The following is a 14458-nucleotide window of genomic DNA, read 5'->3' as shown; positions in this document are numbered from 1 at the left end:
AATATATTTGATATGAAGGAAACAGAAGTTTTGGATATCCAGTCAAGAAGATATAAAATCGAAGATTGTTTCCGTGTCTTGAAAACAAACTTCAGTTCACGACCCGTATATCATCGCAAAGAAAACAGAATAAAAGCTCACTTCCTTATCTGTTACACAGCCTTATTGATCTATCGATTACTAGAGGTCAAACTAGACAAAAACAAAACACATTTCACAACGGAACAGATCATAGAAACATTACAGAACATGAATGTAGTTAACTGCTCTGATATGTACTACCAGGCCTGTTACACAGGTTCAGATGTACTGGATTCGCTTGAACAGTTGTTCGATTTAAAATTGAACCGAAAATACTATCAACCAAAAACATTAAATAAATTTAAAAAAATTTGAGAAATAAAATTCCCATACAACATTTTATAAAAGTAAAAAATGAGCGTAAAGCCTTTAAACTAAAGGTTTGCGCTCATTGTTGCGTTATATAACTGTCGAAAACGGAATTATATGTATTAAAAAGAGATCTGTCAACAGATCTCTTAAATTGTTATTCAATTGTAGCTTTGTCTAATGCTTTAACGAAGTCATACAATGGAGCTGTATCTAAGTTTTTAATCTTTTTGTTGTATAGATCGTAGTAACTTAAACCATTGATTGCTACATATGGACATAATGCAGAAATCTTTTCGTAAGCTTCTTTATAAGCAGCAGTACTAGCAGCTTGATCCGTTGTATGTAATGCAGTATCTAATAATGCATCTAAATCAGCATCTGATATACGAGCTGAGTTATCTGTTTGACCAGTTTGGCATAATAGGTTGATACCAGTGTCATCACCTGAACCAAATTGCCATCCCATGTAAGATACTTCCCATTCATTAACAGTATCATCACCTTGAACAGTCGCAAGCATTGTGTTGAATTCACTTAAGTTTGTCTTGAAATCAACGCCTAATTCATCGCCCCAAGCTTTTTCTAGCATTGGAAGCATAGTATCTAATTGGTCTTTACCTTTTGTAGAAACCAAACGAACAGTTAATTTTTGTCCATCTTTTTCACGGATTCCATCACTTCCTACAGTCCAACCAGCATCATCTAAGATTTGTTTAGCTTTTTCGATGTCATAGTCATAGTAAGCCATTTTGTCATCTTTTTCTTTACCAGTAATGATATCACCTAATTGTGATGAAATTGGGTTAGCCATTAATACTGGTACGAAACCAGGTTGAGTTTTCTTAACATCCTTGCTTCCTTTAGAGAATGAGTAGTAGCTATCAACAAATGCTTGACGGTCAATCGCATAAGTTAATGCTTGACGTACAGCAGGATCTGCAGTGGCTCCAGCAGCGCAGTTGTAAATAAAGTATTGCATTGAGCTTGATCCATAAGTGTTGTAAGTTAAGTTCTTGTCTAAGCTTGCAGTACCAACTTTATCGGCATTATCAGCTTGTGGCAATAAATCAACAGTTCCTTTTTGAAGTTCCTGAAGTTCTGTAGAAGTATCACAAATCTTTATTACAACGTTATCAATTTGGTATTCACCATCTTCAGCTTTAAATTCTTCATTCTTTACAAATGTTGCAGCTGAATCTTTTTGGAAGTTCTTCAATACATATGGTCCAGTACCAATTGGTTCACTGGCCTTGTCTTCAAACATCTTTGTGTCGCCTTTTTTGTATTTCTTGAATTGTGAATTAGAGATGATTGGGAATGTACCAACCTGGCTGATGGCATCGATTCTTGGAGTTGCCAAGTGGAAAGCAACTGTATAATCATCGATTTTTTCAACACCACTTAGAGTTTCGGCATCTCCATCGTGATATTCTTTATAGCCTTCTAAGTAATCAACATAAGTTGAGAAACGACCAGTATAGCTAGGGTCAGCCATAGCTGTAAATGTCAATACAACATCATCTGCATCCAATTTAGAACCATCAGAGAATTTAACTCCTTTTTTCAATTTGAATGTTAATGTTGATCCATCCTCGCTAATAGTTGGTTGTTCAGTAGCAAGTTCTGGTTGTAATTGATTATCACGATCATAACTCAACATACTTTGATAAACCATTTCGATAACGTAATCGTCATATACAGTTTGATAATACAATGGAGAGAAAATTCCATTGAAACCTGTACTTAAACCTACTGTCAATGTTTTTCCGCTTGCACCAGATGATCCACTAGCACAACCAGTCATCATTGCAGCTGCCATACATACGGCACCGGCCTTTTTTAAATAGTGACTTGTTTTCATAATTTGCACCTATCCCTTCTTGTGATGTCACTAGTGTAAAACTTTACAATGAAAATTGCAAGCATTATTTACATTAATTTTCATTTGTATGTAAATAATTTACAATCAATAAGATGTGTTTATGATACGCGAACACAATGCTATTATGTGTACACATATTTTACGAATAAACTATGAGAAAAAGTTCACATTGTTTTTGTGGTAAATAAAGCATTTTTGGACTATACTTTGATAGAAAAGAGGTAGTTAAAGTTATGATTATTGATGAATTAGAAAAAAAGGTCCAAGGAAAGGGAGTACGTATTGTATTTACTGAAGGATGGGATCCACGTGTTCAAAAGGCAGCTATTGATTTGAAAAACAATGATATTGTTTGCCCAGTATTATTAGGAACTCCAGAAGAAATTGCTGGTTGTGCACAAAAGAACAGTTTAAATGTTGAAGGAATCGAACAAATTGATCCTAATAACTTCGAACATATGGATGATATGGTTCGTAAAATGGTTGAATTACGTCGTGGTAAAATGGACGAAGAAAAAGTTCGTAAAGCATTGAAGAGCACAAACTATTTTGGAACTATGTTAGTTCAAATGGGATATGCTGATGGATTATTAGGTGGTGCTACATATTCTACAGCGGATACTGTACGTCCTGCATTACAATTAGTAAAAACAGCTCCAGGAAACCAATTAGTTTCTTCTTGTTTCATTTTAATTAAAGACGAATCTCAATTGATCATGGGGGACTGCTCAATCAACATCAACCCTAACACAGACGATTTAGTAGAAATCACAATGCAAACAGCTAAGTCTGCTCGTCAATTTGGTGTAGAACCAAAAGTAGCATTATTATCATACTCAACAATGGGTAGTGCAAAAGGTGAATGCGTTGCTAAGATGACAGAAGCAAGCGATCGTTTACGTCGTATTGCTGACTTCGATATCGATGGAGAAATGCAATTTGACTGTGCAGTAAGTGAAGAAGTTGCTAAATTAAAAGCACCAGAATCAAAAGTTGCTGGACACGCAAATACATTTATCTTCCCTAACTTATCAAGTGGAAACATTGGATACAAAATTGCCGCTCGTTTAGGTGGATATGAAGCAGTAGGACCAATCTTACAAGGATTGAACGCTCCAATCAATGACTTATCTCGTGGATGTACTTCAGATGAAATCTACAAGATGGCTATTGTAACTGCTGCTCAAAAAGATATGGATATCTAATTTAAATAATTATATTTTCGATAAAAGAATCTCGATTGAGGTTCTTTTTTTTCGTGTTGAAAAAAAAGAGATGATTTCTCATCTCTCAAACAACTATATTAAATACATGAACCGCAATATTGAAATAAACTAAAATAGAACAAGTATCAACTATTGTTGTAATCAATGGACTTGCCATAATGGCAGGGTCTACACCAAATTTATTCGCAAACAATGGAAGGATACAACCAATTAATTTGGCAACAATAACGACAACCATTAAAGAAAGAGCAACAACGATTGCGATATTGAAGTTTTGGTACTGAATGAAAATACGCAAGCCATTGGCTGCAGCTAAAATGAATCCAACAATTAATGAAATTCTAAATTCTTTAAACATAACTTTAAAAATTTCTTTAAAGTGGATTTCACCTAAAGCCAAACCACGAATAATCAAAGTGGAACTTTGAGAACCACAGTTTCCACCTGTATCCATCAACATAGGAATAAAGGATACAAGTAATGGTACAGCACTAAAGGCATTCTCGTATCGAGTAATAATACTTCCGGTGATTGTTGCAGAAAACATCAAAACGAGTAACCATAAAATACGGTGTTTTGCCTGTTGCCAAACTGTAGTTTCAAAATATGTTTTTTCATTGGGCTCCATGGCAGCCATACGCGAAATATCTTCGTTAGTTTCATCAACCATTACGTCCATGGCATCATCAAATGTCACAATACCAACTAAACATCCATCACTATCTAGTACGGGCATCGCAATTAAATCATACTTTCTAAATAAGTGAGCCACTTGCTCTTGGTCAGTATGTGTATGTACAGAAATAATATTTGTGTTCATTAGATTTGTGATATTTTCATCATCATCACTTGTCATTAAACTTTTGGCAGTGACAATACCCATCAATCTTTTATTTTCAGTGACATAACAAGTATAAATTGTCTCTTTATGGATACCAATCTCTTTGATATGGTTCATGGCCTGTTTTACTGTCATTGTCTTTTTTAAAGTGACATATTCAGTTGTCATAATGGATCCAGCACTGTCTTCAGGATATTTTAAAAGCTTATTAATAGTTGATCTTTTTGTTGAATCCAAGTTTTTCAAAATTCGAGTGACTAAGTTTGCGGGTAGATCCTCTAACATATCGACCGTATCATCCATATATAAATCGTCTAATAATTCTTTTAATTCAGTTTCCGAAAACATGTCTACCAAATATGTCTGCATCTTTGAATTCATGCATGAGAATACATCGGCAGCTTTTTCTTTAGAAATCAAACGAAATGCCAAAGCACATTCTTTCGCATCTAATTCTTCTAAAAAGGCGGCTGTATCCATATCGTTCATTTCGGAAAGTGTATTTTGTGCAGTTTTGTATTTTTTGTCTTGTAGTAATTGAATGAATTCTTCTTTGTTCATCATGATTATGTACCTCTGCTTTCTTATTATAATTCAAACTATTCCCATCCGGATCCGTACACATACAAGCCTCACCTCCTTATAAACAAAAGAAAACGCCATTGCCCAAACAATGACGTTATTAATCTAGTATCACCGTTCAAGCTTTAGTATCACAGGGCATATAAATTACATTAAGCCAAGCCTTTGCGACTTTGCCTGCTGACCAACGAGTCGTGTCTCCACAACTTTGCGGCAGTAATCTTAGGAAATCCAAATCCCTGCGGTAACCTCACCTACCGTATATCTTTATGTACGTGAAAAGAATAATATAAATTAGTTAGTGAGTCAACCTAAACAGTATAAAAACAATGTTAAATTTTAATAATATGAAAACTATCTTTGTCTTTAAGAATTTCTGGTGTCTTTTTAAGAATGAAATCTAAAAATGTTTTGCCTGCATAAGATAAAGTATCGTAATTATTATAGGCAATTCCAACATGCCGAAATAGATTTTCTTGAATAGGAATCAAACATAAATCATCATAATCGCTCAAAGCATTTTGATAAAGAATTGAAATACCTAAATTCTGTCGGATCATAGCTAGAATTGTGGAATCATCATATACCTTATGTTTGATTTGAACCGGTAAGTTTAAAGAACGAAACATATGAATAGGCAAAGAATAGTCTCCCTCATCTAATTGAATGAAAGGATATTTTGCGATTTGTTTCATACTTAAAACATTATATTTAGCCAACACATGATTTCGAGGAACAAGTGCAAACATTTCATCATAATACAATTCTTGATATTGAACTTGTTGGATTGCATCAATACAAGTAAAACCTAAATCTAGACTACCATCGATTAATTGTTGCTCAATATTTGTATATTCACTTTGATACAATTCAAATTGTACATTTGGATAGATCTGAATAAACTCTTCCATTAAAGAAGGTAAAAGATGTCTAGACACACTTGTGAAAGTACCAATTCTTAATGTGACTTGGTCTAACCCTTTCATTTCCTTTTTCTTAGTACGAAGATTATCAAGACTTGCCTGAACGGATTTTAAAAAGGGAAGATATGCAAGTCCATCTTGACTAAGAGTTACACCACTTTTTTGTCGAATGAATAAAGTTGCTTCTAATTCTTCTTCTAAAGCTTTGATAGTTTGAGAAATGGCGCTCTGTGAATATCCAAGCTCTTTAGCAGCTTGACTAATTGTCTTTGTTTCCAATACTTTAAAAAATATATCGTATTTTGTTAGATTCATATCCATCACTTTTCCTTATGGAAGTATTATAAATATTTGTTTTACAAATAACAACGCAATTCTTATAATGCAAAGAAATAGGATGTGAGATTATGGAATTTAAAAAAGGAATCAAAGACAGTATTCCAGTTGGATTGGGTTATTTTGCCGTCTCCTTTTCACTTGGAATCATCGCAAAGAACGTAGGCCTATCACCAATACAAGGATTTTTGACTAGTTTATTCATCAATGCATCGGCAGGAGAATATGCAGTTTTTCTAATGATTAGTACACATGGTACATTTATTCAGATGATTATCATGACTTTAGTCAGTAACGCACGCTATTTTTTAATGAGTTTTGCGCTAAGCCAAAAAATCGAAGAGCAAACAAGTCTATTTCACCGAATGTGTATTGGCTTTGATTTAACAGATGAATTATTTGGCTTGGCAATTAATCATAAAGGGAAAGTGAACCATAAATATATATATGGTACATATTTGGTGGCACTTCCATGTTGGGCATTTGGAACGGCACTAGGAATTGTTGCTGGTAATAGCCTTCCCACAAAAATTGTAGCGAGCTTGAGTGTTGCACTATACGGCATGTTTTTAGCTATTATTATTCCCCAGGCAAAGAAGGATCGTGTTGTAGGTGTTCTTGTTGTTGTGAGTTTTTTGTTGAGCTACATTTGTAAAGATATGCCCATCTCAAGTGGAACAAAAACGATTATATTAACAATCATCATTTCAATGGCCGCAGCCATTATCAAACCTAGAAAGGAGGAAGAAGATGTCTAATCCAATGATGTATGTAGCTACAATGGCAGTAGTTACTTATTTAATTCGTGTATTGCCACTAACGCTTTTTAATAAACCCATTACCAATATATATATTCAGTCATTTTTATATTATGTTCCCTATGTGACTTTGGCAGTGATGACTTTTCCTACTATATTATATGAAACAAATTCACAACTTGCTGGACTTGCAGCGCTTATTGTTGGAATTGTTTTGGCATGGAAAGATAAAAGTTTGTTTCAAGTATCCGTTGCATGTTGTTTAGTAGTTTTAGTTGCAGAATATTTAATATAAAAATAATGCCACACAAGTGACATTATTTTCTTAGTATATCTATTGTATGTGAACTAGCACCAATTAGTTCTTGTCTTTCACAAGTGGCAAGATGATACTTGATGAATAATTCAAATGTTTCATCATCCATCTTATTTAAGATTGGACGCATATAATCACTTGGTCCATCGGCTGCTATAATTTGAATGCGTTCTAAACCAACATCTTTGTTTAATTGATTGATTGTATCTAGACGAATATAACTATATAAATCATCGATATTTGTTTGGGTTTGGAAAGTTTCATCAAGTTTATTGGTTGCTAATGATTCTTTAATATGTCCATCTCTAAAGCCGTGAACAAGAACGCTATATTCATTCATGACGTAAGCTACAAAAATAATCCCGTTCTTTTTCGTAACGCGTTTTGCTTCGGATAATGCTTTTAATTTATCTTCATAATTAAATAAGTGGTACATAGGTCCAAATAGTAGGGTAATGTCAAAAGTGTTATCTTGATATCTTGATAAATCTAGAGCTGTTCCTTGATAGGCTTTCACATTACTTTTTTTAGCTTTTAAAACACCAAGATTATATTTAACGAGTTCAATCGCATCAACTTGATATCCTTCGTTACTTAAGGCAACACTATATCTGCCAGTTCCTGCTCCTATATCTAATATGCGATCTTCAGACTTTAAATATTTATGGATATATTTCATGCTTGTTGTATATTCAACTTGGCCATGTCTTGATAAGAGTCTTTTATCTTCGCAAAATTTACCGTAATAATTTTCTAATTTACTCATGTGTTTTTCCTCAACTTCTTTAATATAATAAGGTATATGTTTGGATTTTTGCAACGTTTCATGTATGATTATTTGTGGATAAAAACATATGTGTTAATAATGTAGAAATAAATAATAAATAATTTGGAGGTCAACTATGGAAAAAGAATTTAAAGCGATATATGGACAGGCAATGTCGATTGTAACGCATAAACCAAGTCAATATGCAAAAAATATAACATTACGTTATCCTATGAAGTCTACATTCAAAGGAGATAAGATACGTATTTGTTTGGATAACTTTACAGGTAAAGAAGGCGTTGTCTTTGATTCAATCACAATAGGTAGAGTGATTAATGGACGTGATTTGGATCCAACATCGATTGTTGATATTACTTTTAATGGCTCAAAAGGACTTCATTTAGATGTGGGAGAACAATGTTATAGTGATCCATTAGATTTTAAAGTGCATGAACAAGAAACCATTGCGATTAGTTTCTATTTAAGAGAATTTACACATTTACGTTGTGGAGTCTATACACAAGGGCCGTTAAGTACAGGCTATTTTGGAGAAGGAGACTTTTCTCATGCAGGTATAATGGATCATGCATCCAGTATGAAAACACCATGGGTATTTTTCTTAAGTGAAGTAGCTGTTTTGACAGAACCAGAATATCAAGTTATCACATGTTATGGAGACTCCATTACTTCTCAGGATTGGCCAGATTACTTACAGAAGCTAATGTGGGAAAACAATAAAAAGGTTTCGGTTGTTCGAAAAGCTGTTAGTGGCACACGTATTTTAAGACAGTATTCTTGTGTTCAATATGAAGCTTATGGATTAAAAGGAGATTATCGCTTTGGACACGAAATGCATGTGGCAGGAAGCGACACATTGATTATTCTACAAGGAATCAATGATATTATTCATCCAGTCGGTGTTGAAAAGAATGAATTTAGACCGTGGCAAGATCTTCCATCAAGCCAAGATTTGATTGAAGGACTTAGAAAATATGTAAAGCACGCGAAATCATTAGGAATGAAAGTATATATTGGTACATTGATTCCAATTGAAGGATGGCGTACATACGCATATTTTAGAGAAAATTTGCGTAATGAAGTCAATGAATGGATTCGTACAACAGATGAAATTGATGGCGTGATTGATTTTGATAAAGATATTTGCGATGGACATAAAATGAAAGATGCATTTGATAGTGGAGATCATTTACATCCAAGTGATGAAGGATATGCGCAAATGGCCAAAACTGCATATAATAAAATGTCCATGGAATAATTCCATGGACATTCGTATATATGAAAGAAATAGGCAGAAGAGATAAGTATAGTGAGCAAATGAGGTTGACTGCTTATTTCTGTATATAGAATAAGCAATATAGCTTAAAGTAATCTTAAAGAGGGTGAATAAAAAAATGATTCGAATAGGAGTCTATGGACTAGGAAAAATTAGTCATCGTGTGATTCAAGGAATTCTATATGCGAATAATGCGGATTTATATGCCGTGTGTTCTTCAAGTTTAGAAAAGGCAAATGCTTTTAAAGAGGAATATGGGGCAAAAAAAGCTTACGATAACTATGAAGAAATGTTAAGAGATGTCAATATAGATATGGTATATATTTGTACACCGAATTATTTGCATGCGAAGCATATTCAAATGGGCTTAAATAATCATAAGCATGTAGTGTGTGAAAAACCAATGTGTGTATCTACAAATGAATTAAATGAATGTTTTGATTATGCAAAGAAACAAAATTGTTTTTTGATGGAAGCACATAAAACAGTATTTACGTCTTTAAACCAGAAATTATTTGAACTCATTTCAAATGGTGAGATTGGACAAGTAAAATCCATAAATGCACAATATGCGACAAGATTAACGGAAACCATTTCAGATTGGCATTTTAATAAGCCGGGGGCAGGATGTATGTTTGATATTGGTGTATATCCAATTTGTTACGCAAGTCGAATGGCAAATAGCCCAATATTGAAAGTATCTCGATTAAAAGATGAAGCATTGATTGAATATGAAAATGGCTGTGTAGCACATATCGCAACAAGTTGGGATGTGGATATGGAAAATACAGCACATATATATGGTACAAAAGGTAGTGTTACTTGTAAGAATTTTTGGAAGAACACAGAACTTGTGATGAATGATAAAAAGATTGTGGTAGAACAAAAGTCAGATTTTACAGGTGAAATAGAACATGCGTGTACTTGCATAGAGAGTGGAATGATAGAAAGTCCTGTTATGTCTAGAAATGCGAGCTTAGAAATTTTAAAGGTCATTGGCGTATGAGAAAACTAAAAATAGGTCGGATTTTAATTCTTTTGGTTATTTTAGTTCTTGTAGGAACAGGGAGTGTATATTGTATTCGTACATTATTTCAACAAGATGAGATAGTGGAAGAGAAGAGTTATTACGATTTAAATTTATTTTCTATGGAAAATGGATGGATGACCTATAAAGATTCTTCTTATAAATCATTCACAGGAATAGATGTATCGAGTCATAATCAGTCTATTGATTGGTATTCTGTAAAACAAGACGGAATTGATTTTGCGATGATCAGAGTCGGCTATCGTGGGGCTCAAGAAGGGATTTTACATGAAGATGCATATTTTAATATAAATATGCAAGCTGCAATTCAGAATAAAATCAAAGTAGGAGCCTATTTTTTCTCGAGTGCTATTACAGAAGATGAAATTGATGAAGAAGTGAATATGGTATTAAATGAGATTCAGAATTATAAAATCGATATGCCTATTGTCTTTGATATGGAAGAATTTGAAAAGGGCGGAAGAATTGATGATCTAACGCAAGAACAACGAACAAATTTAGCGCTTCGATTCTGTGAGAAAATTAAAAAGTCTGGATATGATCCTATGATTTATGGAAATATGACTTGGCTTTATCAGAATTACGATTTTGAAAAAATATCCAAGTATCCAATATGGTTAGCATCTTATTCTTCACAATGTCCAATGGAGGACAAATTTGATATGTGGCAATATTCAAATATTGGCCAAGTTAATGGAATAGAGGGAGATGTAGATATAAATATATATCTACAAAAGAAATAATATGGTGGATTTTGAGAAACTTGAAAAGCAATGCGATGAAATTCGTGGAATCAACACAAAGTATATTGAAGAGTTCATGGATATAATTCGTGTTGATAAAGAATATTGGGTAGATTGTTGTAGAGAATATAATGATGGAATAAGTGAATGGTGATTGAAATGAAAATAATTGATGGATATATGCCTTTTAAGGGCTTTAAAACATATTATCGAATTGTGGATGGAGGAGATAAGACTCCATTGATTTGTCTGCACGGAGGTCCAGGTTCAACGCATAATTATTTTGAAGTATTGGATTGTATTGCCGAGACAGGAAGAAAAGTAATTATGTATGATCAATTAGGATGTGGGAATTCGTTTGTCGAAGGTCATGATGAATTGTGGAATCAAGAAACATGGATGGAAGAGCTTGTTGCTTTGATGGAATATTTACATATTGAGTCTTGTCATTTGCTTGGACAATCTTGGGGAGGCATGTTGGCAATTGCATATGCGATTGAAAAGAAGAATGCCAAACTTAAATCTTTGATTCTTTCAAGTACATTATCTTCTGCTTCATTATGGGCCAAAGAACAACATCGTATGATTTCATTTATGTCAGAGGATGAACAAAAAGCTATTTTAAGTGAAGATTATGATTCTAAGGATTATCAATTGGCTAATGATCATTATATGCAGCTTCATTGTGCTGGGCCATTTGATGAAAGCACACCAGAGTGTGTTACGAGAGAAAAGAAAGCAGGACAAAGATCTTATTTGATTGGTTGGGGTCCTAATGAATATACGCCATTAGGCACTTTAAAGGATTTTGAGTATACAAATCGTTTACATGAAATTGATGTTCCAACATTGATAGTGAGTGGAACGAATGATTTATGTACGCCATTAGTAGCTAAAACGATGTATGATGGTATTAAAAATGCAAAATGGCATCTAATGCCTGCGTGTCGTCATATGTGTTTTGTGGATGATCATAAGACGTATTGTCAAAATTTGAAGGATTGGTTAGCATCTGTTGAATGAAATAGGTGCTTTTTTACATATTTTAAAAATTTGGCAGTAAATATAGTAAATAAAAGGGGTTTTATGACCCACTGACAACAGTTGTCACAACATATTGATTTAAAAATCGTTTTTTTAGAAAATTAAAAAGTGTTTAAACGCGATAAATAAAGGCTTTAAAAGAAATATTAAATTTTTTTAATTTAGGGGTTGAACACATGAAATATATGTGTTAGAATACAGGAGCTTGCGATGAAGTGCGAGGTTGCTGACCCACTGAGAACCGTTGTCATGGGTGTGGCCAGGTAATTCGCATGGAGCATGTTTATCTAGAATAAACGAAAGGAGTTAAACATGGCAAAAAATACTATGAGAATTCGCTTAAAGGCGTATGAGCACAGAATCTTAGATGATAGTGCAAAGAAAATTGTCGAAGCTGCGACAAAACACGGAGCTAAAAAGGTTGTAGGACCAGTTCCATTACCTACTGAAAAACAGGTAGTAACAATTCTTCGTGCGGTTCACAAATACAAAGATTCACGTGAACAATTTGAAATTCGTACGCACAAGCGTTTGATTGAGATTGTTGCACCAAACAAGGAAACGATCGATTCTTTACAAAGACTTGAACTTCCTAGCGGTGTCGACATCGAAATTAAACTTTAATGGAGGTGTCAATGATGAAAGGACTATTAGGAAGAAAATTAGGAATGACACAAGTCTTCACTGAAGATGGTGTATTAATTCCAGTAACTGTAGTTGAAGTAACACCAAACGTTGTTTTACAAAAGAAAACAGTTGAAACAGATGGTTACAACGCAGTTCAATTAGGATTTGAAGAAATCAAAGAAAAACGCACAACTAAAGCAAACATCGGACACTGTAAAAAAGCAAATACAAGTCCAAAGCGTTTCATTAAGGAAGTGCGCGATTGCGACATGGATGTAAATGTTGGCGATTTAGTTAATGTTGATATCTTTGCTGCAGGAGAAACAGTAGATGTAATCGGTACAAGTAAAGGTAAAGGTTACAATGGTACAATCGTTCGTAACAATGCTCACCAAGGTCCAAAGACTCACGGTGGATCTAAGAACATTCGTCACATCGGTTCATTAGCTACAAATGGTATTACTTCACGTCAAGGACGTATCATGAAGGGTACTATCATGGCTGGTCAAGAAGGTGGATATACTACTACAAACCAAAACTTGACAGTTATTAAAGTTGATACAGAAAACAACTATATGTTAATTAAAGGTAACGTTCCTGGACCTAGAAAAGGTTGTGTAATGGTACGTACTGCTAAAACTAGCAAGGGAGATAAAGAACCTGTTACTTTAGTTGACTATACTGCAAATAAGGAGGTTCAATAATGGCTACTATCGACGTAATTAACCAAACTGGTGCAGTTGTTGGTTCAATTGAATTGAACGACGCTGTTTTCGGAATTGAACCACACCAACAGGCTATGTATGATGCATTAGTAATGCAAATGGCTAGCCGTCGTCAAGGAACTGCTGACACTAAAGGTCGTAGCGAAGTTGCTGGTGGTGGACGCAAACCTTACCGTCAAAAAGGTACAGGACGTGCTCGTCAAGGTTCTATCCGTGCTACTCAATTTAGAGGTGGTGGAACAGTATTCGGAGCTACTCCACGTAACTATGCATACCGCATCAATAAAAAAGTTCGCCGTTTAGCAGTTAAATCTGCATTGAGCGAAAAAGTTCAAGAAACAGCATTCAGCGTTTTGGATAAATTTGAAATTGCTGAACCAAAAACAAAAACATTTGTTTCAATTATTGAAGCTATCCAAGCGCCAAAGAAAACATTGTTTGTTGTTGCTGATAGCGAAGAAGCAACAAACGTTTACTTATCAGCACGTAACATTGCTGGAGCTACAGTAATGGCTGCTTCTGCAATCAATACTTATGATTTAGTAAATGCAAACAAAGTTGTTATGACAAGCGCTGCCGTAAAACAAGTTGAGGAGGCATTGGCATAATGAAAGATTACAGAGACGTAATTATCCGCCCAATCATCACTGAAGCAACTATGAAGATGATGGCTGAAGATAACAAAGTAACTTTTGAAGTAGTTAAGGGTGTTAGCAAAATTGAAATCGCTAAAGCCGTTGAAGCTGCATTCAATGTAGAAGTTGTAAAAGTAAATACAATGAACTGCAAACCAAAAACAAAACGTGTAGGTCGTTATGTTGGAAAAACAAGCGCTGTACACAAAGCTATTGTAAAAATTAAAGAAGGACAAACAATCGAATTGTTCGGTTCTGAAGAATAATCAGGGAGAAGACGCTATTTCCTGAATAAATATTGCGATAAGGAGGAAAATTA

At 34.2% G+C, this 14458-nt stretch carries 17 protein-coding genes and 1 riboswitch; of the genes, 13 read left to right on the top strand and 4 right to left on the bottom strand.

The genetic code is table 11. The annotated features are described in order from the left end of the window. Nucleotides 1-396, top strand: a 396-nt coding sequence (locus Q0E86_RS06990; RefSeq protein WP_295755648.1) for a transposase, incomplete at its 5' end; no start/stop codon positions are given. A 151-nt stretch (nt 397-547) separates the two neighbouring features. Here Q0E86_RS06990 and Q0E86_RS06985 read toward each other — a convergent pair. Beyond that, a complete protein-coding gene (locus Q0E86_RS06985; protein WP_295755645.1) occupies nt 548-2254 on the bottom strand; it encodes an ABC transporter substrate-binding protein in 1707 nt (568 codons plus the stop codon). A gap of 254 nt (nt 2255-2508) precedes the next feature. Here Q0E86_RS06985 and pta point away from each other — a divergent pair, with 254 nt between their 5' ends. Then, nucleotides 2509-3480, top strand: coding sequence for a phosphate acetyltransferase (gene pta, locus Q0E86_RS06980; RefSeq protein WP_288537202.1), 972 nt, complete (start codon nt 2509-2511; stop codon nt 3478-3480). An 85-nt stretch (nt 3481-3565) separates the two neighbouring features. Here the strand turns inward: pta and mgtE are convergent, their stop codons facing one another. Then, nucleotides 3566-4906: a magnesium transporter gene (gene mgtE, locus Q0E86_RS06975; RefSeq protein WP_295755643.1), complete on the bottom strand. Its 1341-nt coding sequence runs from the start codon at nt 4904-4906 to the stop codon at nt 3566-3568. Nucleotides 4907-5026: 120 nt separating this feature from the next. Further along, nucleotides 5027-5193, bottom strand: a riboswitch (M-box (ykoK) riboswitch). 63 nt (nt 5194-5256) lie between these two features. Beyond that, nucleotides 5257-6162: a LysR family transcriptional regulator gene (locus Q0E86_RS06970; RefSeq protein WP_295755641.1), complete on the bottom strand. Its 906-nt coding sequence runs from the start codon at nt 6160-6162 to the stop codon at nt 5257-5259. 92 nt (nt 6163-6254) lie between these two features. On the opposite strand from Q0E86_RS06970, the gene Q0E86_RS06965 reads away from it, so the two are divergent. Both Q0E86_RS06965 and Q0E86_RS06960 read left to right on the top strand, forming a co-directional pair. Further along, entirely contained in the window at nt 6255-6941 is a 687-nt protein-coding gene (locus Q0E86_RS06965) for an AzlC family ABC transporter permease (protein ID WP_288537196.1), read from the top strand. Then, nucleotides 6934-7236, top strand: coding sequence for an AzlD domain-containing protein (locus Q0E86_RS06960; RefSeq protein WP_288537195.1), 303 nt, complete (start codon nt 6934-6936; stop codon nt 7234-7236). Before Q0E86_RS06965 ends, Q0E86_RS06960 begins: the two co-directional genes overlap by 8 nt. Before the next feature lie 22 nt (nt 7237-7258). On the opposite strand, the gene Q0E86_RS06955 is transcribed toward Q0E86_RS06960, so the two are convergent. After that, nucleotides 7259-8023 (bottom strand): bifunctional 2-polyprenyl-6-hydroxyphenol methylase/3-demethylubiquinol 3-O-methyltransferase UbiG, encoded by a 765-nt coding sequence (locus Q0E86_RS06955; RefSeq protein WP_288537193.1) that lies wholly within the window; start codon nt 8021-8023, stop codon nt 7259-7261. A gap of 136 nt (nt 8024-8159) precedes the next feature. Between Q0E86_RS06955 and Q0E86_RS06950 the strand changes: the two genes are divergently transcribed. The 9 genes from Q0E86_RS06950 (at nt 8160) to rplW (ending at nt 14405) form a co-directional block, all read left to right on the top strand. Further along, complete coding sequence (locus Q0E86_RS06950) at nt 8160-9299, top strand: GDSL-type esterase/lipase family protein (RefSeq protein ID WP_295755638.1); 1140 nt, start codon at nt 8160-8162, stop codon at nt 9297-9299. Nucleotides 9300-9435: 136 nt separating this feature from the next. After that, nucleotides 9436-10323 carry a Gfo/Idh/MocA family protein gene (locus tag Q0E86_RS06945; RefSeq protein ID WP_295755636.1) on the top strand — a complete coding sequence of 296 codons (888 nt, stop codon included), beginning with the start codon at nt 9436-9438 and terminating at the stop codon, nt 10321-10323. Then, nucleotides 10320-11108, top strand: a complete 789-nt coding sequence (locus Q0E86_RS06940; protein ID WP_295755634.1) for a glycoside hydrolase family 25 protein — start codon at nt 10320-10322, stop codon at nt 11106-11108. Before Q0E86_RS06945 ends, Q0E86_RS06940 begins: the two co-directional genes overlap by 4 nt. Nucleotide 11109: 1 nt before the next feature. Next, on the top strand, nt 11110-11262 hold the full coding sequence (locus Q0E86_RS06935) for a hypothetical protein (RefSeq protein WP_295755631.1): 153 nt from the start codon (nt 11110-11112) through the stop codon (nt 11260-11262). A gap of 5 nt (nt 11263-11267) precedes the next feature. After that, complete coding sequence (gene pepI, locus Q0E86_RS06930; protein ID WP_295755630.1) at nt 11268-12131, top strand: proline iminopeptidase; 864 nt, start codon at nt 11268-11270, stop codon at nt 12129-12131. Between the two features lie 333 nt (nt 12132-12464). After that, complete coding sequence (gene rpsJ / locus Q0E86_RS06925; RefSeq protein WP_003864845.1) at nt 12465-12776, top strand: 30S ribosomal protein S10; 312 nt, start codon at nt 12465-12467, stop codon at nt 12774-12776. Nucleotides 12777-12790: 14 nt separating this feature from the next. Then, nucleotides 12791-13483, top strand: coding sequence for a 50S ribosomal protein L3 (gene rplC / locus Q0E86_RS06920; RefSeq protein WP_040466218.1), 693 nt, complete (start codon nt 12791-12793; stop codon nt 13481-13483). Next, complete coding sequence (gene rplD, locus Q0E86_RS06915) at nt 13483-14112, top strand: 50S ribosomal protein L4 (protein WP_118320237.1); 630 nt, start codon at nt 13483-13485, stop codon at nt 14110-14112. Before rplC ends, rplD begins: the two co-directional genes overlap by 1 nt. Further along, nucleotides 14112-14405, top strand: a complete 294-nt coding sequence (gene rplW / locus Q0E86_RS06910) for a 50S ribosomal protein L23 (protein ID WP_003864842.1) — start codon at nt 14112-14114, stop codon at nt 14403-14405. The genes rplD and rplW overlap by 1 nt, the downstream gene beginning before the upstream one ends. Nucleotides 14406-14458 lie beyond the last annotated feature (53 nt).

Source organism: uncultured Holdemanella sp. (assembly GCF_934754935.1).
In the GTDB taxonomy this organism is placed as follows: domain Bacteria; phylum Bacillota_I; class Bacilli_A; order Erysipelotrichales; family Erysipelotrichaceae; genus Holdemanella.
This window is presented reverse-complemented; position numbering and strand designations above follow the sequence as displayed.

What these genes read in the sequence shown, in the direction of transcription:
- pepI (WP_295755630.1), top strand. Translation starts at nt 11,268, where the DNA reads ATGAAAATAATTGATGGATATATGCCTTTTAAGGGCTTTAAAACATAT.
- rplW (WP_003864842.1), top strand. Translation starts at nt 14,112, where the DNA reads ATGAAAGATTACAGAGACGTAATTATCCGCCCAATCATCACTGAAGCA.
- Q0E86_RS06960 (WP_288537195.1), top strand. Translation starts at nt 6,934, where the DNA reads ATGTCTAATCCAATGATGTATGTAGCTACAATGGCAGTAGTTACTTAT.
- mgtE (WP_295755643.1), bottom strand. Translation starts at nt 4,906, where the DNA reads ATGATGAACAAAGAAGAATTCATTCAATTACTACAAGACAAAAAATAC.
- Q0E86_RS06945 (WP_295755636.1), top strand. Translation starts at nt 9,436, where the DNA reads ATGATTCGAATAGGAGTCTATGGACTAGGAAAAATTAGTCATCGTGTG.
- Q0E86_RS06965 (WP_288537196.1), top strand. Translation starts at nt 6,255, where the DNA reads ATGGAATTTAAAAAAGGAATCAAAGACAGTATTCCAGTTGGATTGGGT.
- rplC (WP_040466218.1), top strand. Translation starts at nt 12,791, where the DNA reads ATGAAAGGACTATTAGGAAGAAAATTAGGAATGACACAAGTCTTCACT.
- rpsJ (WP_003864845.1), top strand. Translation starts at nt 12,465, where the DNA reads ATGGCAAAAAATACTATGAGAATTCGCTTAAAGGCGTATGAGCACAGA.
- Q0E86_RS06935 (WP_295755631.1), top strand. Translation starts at nt 11,110, where the DNA reads ATGGTGGATTTTGAGAAACTTGAAAAGCAATGCGATGAAATTCGTGGA.
- pta (WP_288537202.1), top strand. Translation starts at nt 2,509, where the DNA reads ATGATTATTGATGAATTAGAAAAAAAGGTCCAAGGAAAGGGAGTACGT.
- Q0E86_RS06985 (WP_295755645.1), bottom strand. Translation starts at nt 2,254, where the DNA reads ATGAAAACAAGTCACTATTTAAAAAAGGCCGGTGCCGTATGTATGGCA.
- Q0E86_RS06955 (WP_288537193.1), bottom strand. Translation starts at nt 8,023, where the DNA reads ATGAGTAAATTAGAAAATTATTACGGTAAATTTTGCGAAGATAAAAGA.
- Q0E86_RS06940 (WP_295755634.1), top strand. Translation starts at nt 10,320, where the DNA reads ATGAGAAAACTAAAAATAGGTCGGATTTTAATTCTTTTGGTTATTTTA.
- Q0E86_RS06970 (WP_295755641.1), bottom strand. Translation starts at nt 6,162, where the DNA reads ATGAATCTAACAAAATACGATATATTTTTTAAAGTATTGGAAACAAAG.
- rplD (WP_118320237.1), top strand. Translation starts at nt 13,483, where the DNA reads ATGGCTACTATCGACGTAATTAACCAAACTGGTGCAGTTGTTGGTTCA.
- Q0E86_RS06950 (WP_295755638.1), top strand. Translation starts at nt 8,160, where the DNA reads ATGGAAAAAGAATTTAAAGCGATATATGGACAGGCAATGTCGATTGTA.